This window comes from Microbaculum marinisediminis (assembly GCF_025397915.1).
GTDB classification, from domain to species: domain Bacteria; phylum Pseudomonadota; class Alphaproteobacteria; order Rhizobiales; family Tepidamorphaceae; genus Microbaculum; species Microbaculum marinisediminis.
The window spans coordinates 1-5,597 of the sequence record NZ_JALIDZ010000020.1 but is presented as its reverse complement, the minus strand read 5'-3'; the positions used below and the strand labels follow the sequence as shown (position 1 = coordinate 5,597).

Sequence of the window (5,597 nt, the reverse complement as noted above, 5' to 3'; positions counted from 1 at the left end):
CTGGACACCTTCGATAACTGGTTCGGGGCTCTTGCGGATGATGCCGTCGTGGCCGGTGATCGCAAGGTTGTGGCGAAGGTGATGCCCGAAGCGCGCGGCCTGTGGCGACGCATGAAAAAGACGGAAGTCATCGAGGACGCGTTGACCCATGCCGAGGACGTGGCGGGCGGACCGACGCACCTGATGACCAGCGTCAAGGCCCGGCTGCGCAACGTGAAGAAACGGAAGGACTTCACGCGGCTGTACAGCGCCAAGGAGCGCAAGGCGATCGATGCGGTTATCCGCGCCGATGGCCTTGAACAGGCTGCGTCGGCGGTCACGACGCTGGGCGGGATGCTTGGCGGTGCCAGCCTGGGAAGTGCCCTTGGCGGTGCATTGCTTGGCGGGCCCGTCGGCGGTGCGATCGGCACCGGGGTAGGCTTCGCTACGTCCGGCGCGGCGCGTCATGCATTGGGCAAGCGATCGCTCGCCAAGGCCCGTGAGGCTCAGCACCTGATAGCGACGGGAAGGCCGCTGTTGCGCCCCTCAGACCCCGCCGCAGGGATGGCGGCAAGGGGCGTGCTTGGCGGCATGTTCATGCCGGGCCTGGAGGACGATGATTATTGAGCGGTTGCCGTGTCCTGAAACCTCGCTCCGGCGCGAGGTTCTCCGGCTCGATGTTCCTGGGAAACTTCCCGGCGCCGGGAAGTTCTGCCCTAGATAGTGAGCGAGTACGCGGAACTCATTGAGGCTCGGGACCGAGCTGGATGCGACAAGGTGTCGGACCCAGCCTTCGACAGCCGAGGGCAACGAAAGTCCCCGCAACAGCAGCCGGGCACCGCCCGCAAGGTCGCCGAGGAAACCGGCCTGAGCGTCCGCACCGTCCAGCGCGTTCTCAATCCCGCGTGTAGGCGTGTTGCGGCCGGACAGCGCAAAGCCTGAAGCCGTCGCGCGGACACGGTTTCTCATGGTGCTACAGGTGCTACAGCGCGGAAAAAAATAAAGGGAAAATCCTGTAGCACCGGGAAAATCGGCAGGTGCTACAAATCAAGCGCAAGCCGACTTCCAAGCGGGCATTTCTCTCCAGTTGGTCGGGAATCCCATCGCGGCGGTGCCTGCAAGCGGGCAGGACGCAACCAAATCCGCCAGGTGTTTCCGCCACTCTGTGCTTGGCGCGACGATTCCAATCAGATAACCGAGCAACGCCAACGTGTTGTAAAGCTTTCGCGTGGCCGCCGTGTTCATCGCCAGCTTGAGGGAGCCCGGAGAATTAGGAATGGTCATGGTGACAGTGAATTGTTTGTTCCAAAGCCTGCTGTGATGAGCGCAGATATTCCGCACATAGGTTAGATGGTGAGCAATGGAGGACAGGATTTTTTCATCCAATCCATAAATCTTCGCGATCGCCTGCCGATCCGGTCGAAGCTTTAGATTGCTATACCATTTTGAGAGTTGGCCGAGGGACATAACCTCGGCAGTCATCCAAATCGGTGGCTGCTCTGGATCGTCGTATTTCGACTTGTAATGGACGATGAAGGTATCAGTCGATCGCTCGATCTCGTCCAGAAGTCCGGTGAGTGCCTTGGCAAATCGATCCGCTCGATCATATAGGTTCGGATCAAGATAGCCGTGGGGGCCATATTTCATGGCAAGGTGGTATGCCCATGCACCCCGTAACGAAACTTCGATCCGCTCGATAGCATCCATGACCAGCAAGCGAAGCTGGCGGTCGAACACGTAAAGCGCAATGGCATCGTCGATCGAAGTGCCGTCGCGAAACATATGGTCGCCGTTAATGGGCGCAGGCTGCTCAAACGGGAGCCAATATGCTCGAAGCCTGTAGTAGCTGACGTGCTGAAGGTAGTGTTCTGCCCTTGCCCGATCGGGAATCGTCATCCCTCTTCGTTCAAGAAGCGCAATCTGGTCAGCAATGGATAAAGAAGGTTTGGCGAACTTCATACCGTCATGAATATGACGATAAATCGCCCCTGAAAAGAAGAAACCCGCCGGGGTGCGCAGTGCGAAGCCGAGGCTTCGTCCGAGGCGTGGCGGGTCTTATTGATGCGAGATATGGCCTATCTTTCCTAAGAAGGCAATAACGGATGCGTTCAAAAAATCCGCTCCAAATGCCGAATCCGAACGCAACCCCTTGATATGGATTCGGAATTTTTTTTGCCCTACCGATCCGGTCAGTTGCCCTTGTATCGAGCTGCATCCCGCCAAAGGGCGAGCGCTGACGAGGCGCTTCGGCCCTTCACTTCGATGTGGTGGCCGAGGTAGGTGCCAACCGCCACCCAGACGCTTTTCGATTTCTGATAGACGCTGACTTCAACGTCTTCGTTCCAGACCCGAACCGTCCGTTCCATTCGTTATCCCTGCTGCTTTTTTTGAGCCGGACGCCCGGCCCTTCGCCGTTATCTGCGGCCTCCGATTGCGTTGGCACACCGGCAAATTTGCCGGTCTGGCGCTGCGGAAGTCCGCACATGTGCGGTTTGATCGAATGCCTCGCTCTTCCGGCCGCCACCGCGCGGCAGCTTCGCCAGCCTGCCCGCCCCCGGTTGCATTCCGCGAAGGAAGGGCGCACGATAGGCGCACCGGCCGGGTGGTTCCAACACCCGACCGGCACTTGACATCAACCGCCGGATGAGGGCGTTCGATGACCGACAACACTTCTATCAAAAACACGACAAGGCGCGAGTCCTTCCCGGCTGCAACCAGGAAGGAAGCTCGATATGTCCACGACAATCACCCGCCGCGCCGCCGTCACGGGAGCGATCGCGTTTTGTCTCGCCGCTGCAACAGGCAGGACGCTAGCGGTCGCCGGAGATACGCCGCCCTTACCAATTGATAACCCCAAGATCCGAGAGTTTTTCGCGAAATTGGCGGACTACATTCGCGAATGTCCCGACGGGTTTGTGACGCTGGTTGTCTTCGCGGATAATCCTAAAGAAAGCCGGGTCTTGTATGCGGAAAGCGAAATGGCCCCGGACCTGATTAAGGACGTTCCTGCCGGGGAAAAGTATCTCTTGTTCGAGTCGACGGACGCCGACCGGATTGACGTCGAACTACTCGGGCTATCTGGACCTAGAGTGTTGGTGTGATGCGCCTAATCCGCCTCATCCTCGCGTCATGGACCATGCGGGCCGGTAGCAAGGCCCTGGACGGCGCAATTGCCATTGCCGAGCGGTACGACACCGGAGACGCACGGGCGCGCCTTGTCGCCCCTGTGGTGCGGCTTGGCGTGGCCTGTAGGAACGTTGCAGACTGGCTGGCGCCGGAAATCCGTTTGCCCCGGCGCTGACCAGGACACCGGCGGCACCCGAGCCCGTCGCGGGGAAACCTGCGGCGGGTTTTATTTCGCCAATCGGCAGCGTGTTTTAGATAGGATCGGCAATTGCTTAGCTAGCGAACTTGGGCTTGAATGATAACAAGCGGTCTCCTTGGGGATGAATCGCGACTGACACATGTCCAACTGCCGCCGCGCCACAACAGCCCCCCACCGCCGCGCGGCGGCATTTGGTTATCTTCGATCTGCTCCCAACGCTTTGGCGAGCCCGTCGCAGGAAACCGCGGCGGGCTTTTTCGTTTTCCGGACATAATGCGGACACAGAACGGGGGGCGCCACGCAGAACTACGGACCCTCTCATAAGTGATTGAATTTATTTGGGAAATGGTGCCGGCTGAGGGACTCGAACCCCCGACCCACGGTTTACAAAACCGTTGCTCTACCAGCTGAGCTAAGCCGGCCGCTGGTGATGCCGCGTCATAACCGATGCGGGCGGGAAAGCAAATGGTAATGCCCATTCGTTAAGGATCCCCATTCTAGGCGGCCAGGGAACGGGGCAAGGAGATCACGGCATGAGGCGGGTGTTGACGGCGGCTGTCGCCGGGCTGGCCATCGGCAGTGTGGGCCTTGCCGCTGAGCCCGCGTGGGCGGAGGGCGACGACATCGCCGCCGCGGGCCTTGCCGGCTTCGCGCTGGGCGTCGCGTTTCCCTTCGTCAATGGCTACGACTATCACCGGTCCGGCTACTGGTATGCGCGCGACCGGCGCCACCTGCGCTATCCGGTGGCCTACTACAAGTGGTACGGGCCGGCCGGCGGATATGTCTATGTCGGCCCCAACTGGCAGCAGTGGTACCAGAATCGCACCGCGGTCTATGCGGCGCCGGCCTACTTCGTCCTTCCGCCCAAGCGATTCATCTATTTTCCGCCGGTGCCTCAACATTTCGCGCCGGGCGGGCAGGCGCCCGCGCCCAGATAACGCGACTTTAGCCTTTACCGGCGTTGCGGTCGGTGATGTAGAGCGCAAGCACTGTCGCATTCGACACGTTCAGGCTCGGCATGCGTCCCGGCATGTCGATTCGCGCGAGCGCGGAGCAGGTTTCCCGGGTTTTCTGCCGCAATCCCTTGCCTTCCGCCCCCATGACCAGGGCGAAGGGGCCGGGCAGGGCGATGTCCTCGAGCGGCTGGCTGGCGGAGGCATCGAGTCCGATCGTGACGAACCCGCGGGCGTTCAGGTCCTCCAGCGCCCGCGACAGGTTCTGGACGCGCGCCAGGGGCACGATGTCGAGCGCGCCGGCCGCCGACTTGGCCAGAACGGCGGTGAGGCGCGGACTGTGGCGCGTCGTGACCACCACCGCGTCGAGGGCGAAGGCGGCGGCAGAACGCAGCACGGCGCCGACATTATGAGGGTCGGTCACCTGGTCGAGTAGCAGCAGCCGCCGAGGCTCGCGCAGGTCGTCGAGGCTAAGATCGGGCAGGGGATCGCAATAGAGCAGACACCCCTGATGGACGGCGTCGTCGCCGGCAATGCGGCTGATCTGGTTGCTGGAGGCCTCCTCGATCGTCAGGCCCGCGATAAGGGAATCAGGCGCGTTGCCCAGATCCTCGGTCAGGCGGCGCAGGGCGTTCGCCGTCACCAGAAGGCGGTGATGGGTGCGACTCGGATTTTGAAGCGCGTGAACCACGGGGTGCAGACCGTATATATATGGATCTGCCTCCGAATCGCCGGCATTCCGGCCGTAAGGTCGCTTGGGCCGGACAGCCTTTGTGGGCTTCTTTCCCTTAGGAAATGGTTTTCGAATGTTGGTCATGGCGCAATTACGCGCATGTTGGCGCAGATTCCGGAAGGGGGCAGTTGACATCGGGCGGGATCATTCCCATAAAGCGTTCACGCTGCGCCGAAGCGGCTGCGGCGGCGGGATGCTGTGTCTTCGACTCAAGTTGCATGATTGGAGGGGTGCCCGAGTGGTTAAAGGGGACGGGCTGTAAACCCGTTGGCTTAGCCTACGTTGGTTCGAATCCAACCCCCTCCACCAATGCAACGCGAAAATGCGGGTGTAGCTCAATGGTAGAGCAACAGCCTTCCAAGCTGATGACGAGGGTTCGATTCCCTTCACCCGCTCCAGCTCGCGGCGTGGCCGGGATAGACCGGATGCCTCGTCGAAGCCGGTATGGACGACGAGTGGCCGAGCAGACCAGGCCGATGGCGAACAAGCGACTAGACTGAGGTATACAAGGCGATGGCCAAAGGGAAGTTTGAGCGGACGAAGCCGCACTGCAACATCGGCACGATTGGTCACGTTGACCACGGCAAGACGACGCTGACGGCTGCGA

6 protein-coding genes, 3 tRNA genes and 1 pseudogene are annotated in these 5,597 nt (G+C 60.9%); 6 read left to right on the top strand and 4 right to left on the bottom strand.

What is annotated here, in order from left to right; genetic code table 11:
* Positions 1-606, top strand: a pseudogene (locus tag MUB46_RS24080) (hypothetical protein); the annotation flags it as partial.
* Positions 607-1,026: 420 nt separating this feature from the next.
* Here the strand turns inward: MUB46_RS24080 and MUB46_RS24075 are convergent.
* Together MUB46_RS24075 and MUB46_RS24070 are read right to left on the bottom strand one after the other, a co-directional pair.
* Complete coding sequence (locus MUB46_RS24075; RefSeq protein ID WP_261618523.1) at positions 1,027-1,938, bottom strand: Abi family protein; 912 nt, start codon at positions 1,936-1,938, stop codon at positions 1,027-1,029.
* A gap of 230 nt (positions 1,939-2,168) precedes the next feature.
* Positions 2,169-2,345: a hypothetical protein gene (locus tag MUB46_RS24070; protein WP_261618522.1), complete on the bottom strand. Its 177-nt coding sequence runs from the start codon at positions 2,343-2,345 to the stop codon at positions 2,169-2,171.
* Between the two features lie 366 nt (positions 2,346-2,711).
* Between MUB46_RS24070 and MUB46_RS24065 the strand changes: the two genes are divergently transcribed.
* Positions 2,712-3,080 (top strand): hypothetical protein, encoded by a 369-nt coding sequence (locus MUB46_RS24065; protein WP_261618521.1) that lies wholly within the window; start codon positions 2,712-2,714, stop codon positions 3,078-3,080.
* Between the two features lie 570 nt (positions 3,081-3,650).
* Here the strand turns inward: MUB46_RS24065 and MUB46_RS24060 are convergent.
* Positions 3,651-3,726 (bottom strand) — tRNA-Thr (locus MUB46_RS24060).
* Between the two features lie 111 nt (positions 3,727-3,837).
* Between MUB46_RS24060 and MUB46_RS24055 the strand changes: the two genes are divergently transcribed.
* On the top strand, positions 3,838-4,242 hold the full coding sequence (locus MUB46_RS24055; RefSeq protein WP_261618520.1) for a hypothetical protein: 405 nt from the start codon (positions 3,838-3,840) through the stop codon (positions 4,240-4,242).
* A 7-nt stretch (positions 4,243-4,249) separates the two neighbouring features.
* Here MUB46_RS24055 and MUB46_RS24050 read toward each other — a convergent pair whose 3' ends face one another.
* A complete protein-coding gene (locus MUB46_RS24050; RefSeq protein WP_261618519.1) occupies positions 4,250-5,074 on the bottom strand; it encodes a TrmH family RNA methyltransferase in 825 nt (274 codons plus the stop codon).
* Between the two features lie 140 nt (positions 5,075-5,214).
* Here MUB46_RS24050 and MUB46_RS24045 point away from each other — a divergent pair.
* The 3 genes from MUB46_RS24045 to MUB46_RS24035 form a co-directional block, all read left to right on the top strand.
* Positions 5,215-5,299, top strand: a tRNA-Tyr gene (locus MUB46_RS24045).
* A gap of 15 nt (positions 5,300-5,314) precedes the next feature.
* Positions 5,315-5,388 (top strand) — tRNA-Gly (locus MUB46_RS24040).
* A gap of 115 nt (positions 5,389-5,503) precedes the next feature.
* A partial coding sequence (locus tag MUB46_RS24035; RefSeq protein ID WP_261618511.1) for a GTP-binding protein occupies positions 5,504-5,597 on the top strand: 94 nt, incomplete at its 3' end.

What these genes read in the sequence shown, in the direction of transcription:
- MUB46_RS24075 (WP_261618523.1), bottom strand. Translation starts at nt 1,938, where the DNA reads ATGAAGTTCGCCAAACCTTCTTTATCCATTGCTGACCAGATTGCGCTT.
- MUB46_RS24070 (WP_261618522.1), bottom strand. Translation starts at nt 2,345, where the DNA reads ATGGAACGGACGGTTCGGGTCTGGAACGAAGACGTTGAAGTCAGCGTC.
- MUB46_RS24065 (WP_261618521.1), top strand. Translation starts at nt 2,712, where the DNA reads ATGTCCACGACAATCACCCGCCGCGCCGCCGTCACGGGAGCGATCGCG.
- MUB46_RS24055 (WP_261618520.1), top strand. Translation starts at nt 3,838, where the DNA reads ATGAGGCGGGTGTTGACGGCGGCTGTCGCCGGGCTGGCCATCGGCAGT.
- MUB46_RS24050 (WP_261618519.1), bottom strand. Translation starts at nt 5,074, where the DNA reads ATGACCAACATTCGAAAACCATTTCCTAAGGGAAAGAAGCCCACAAAG.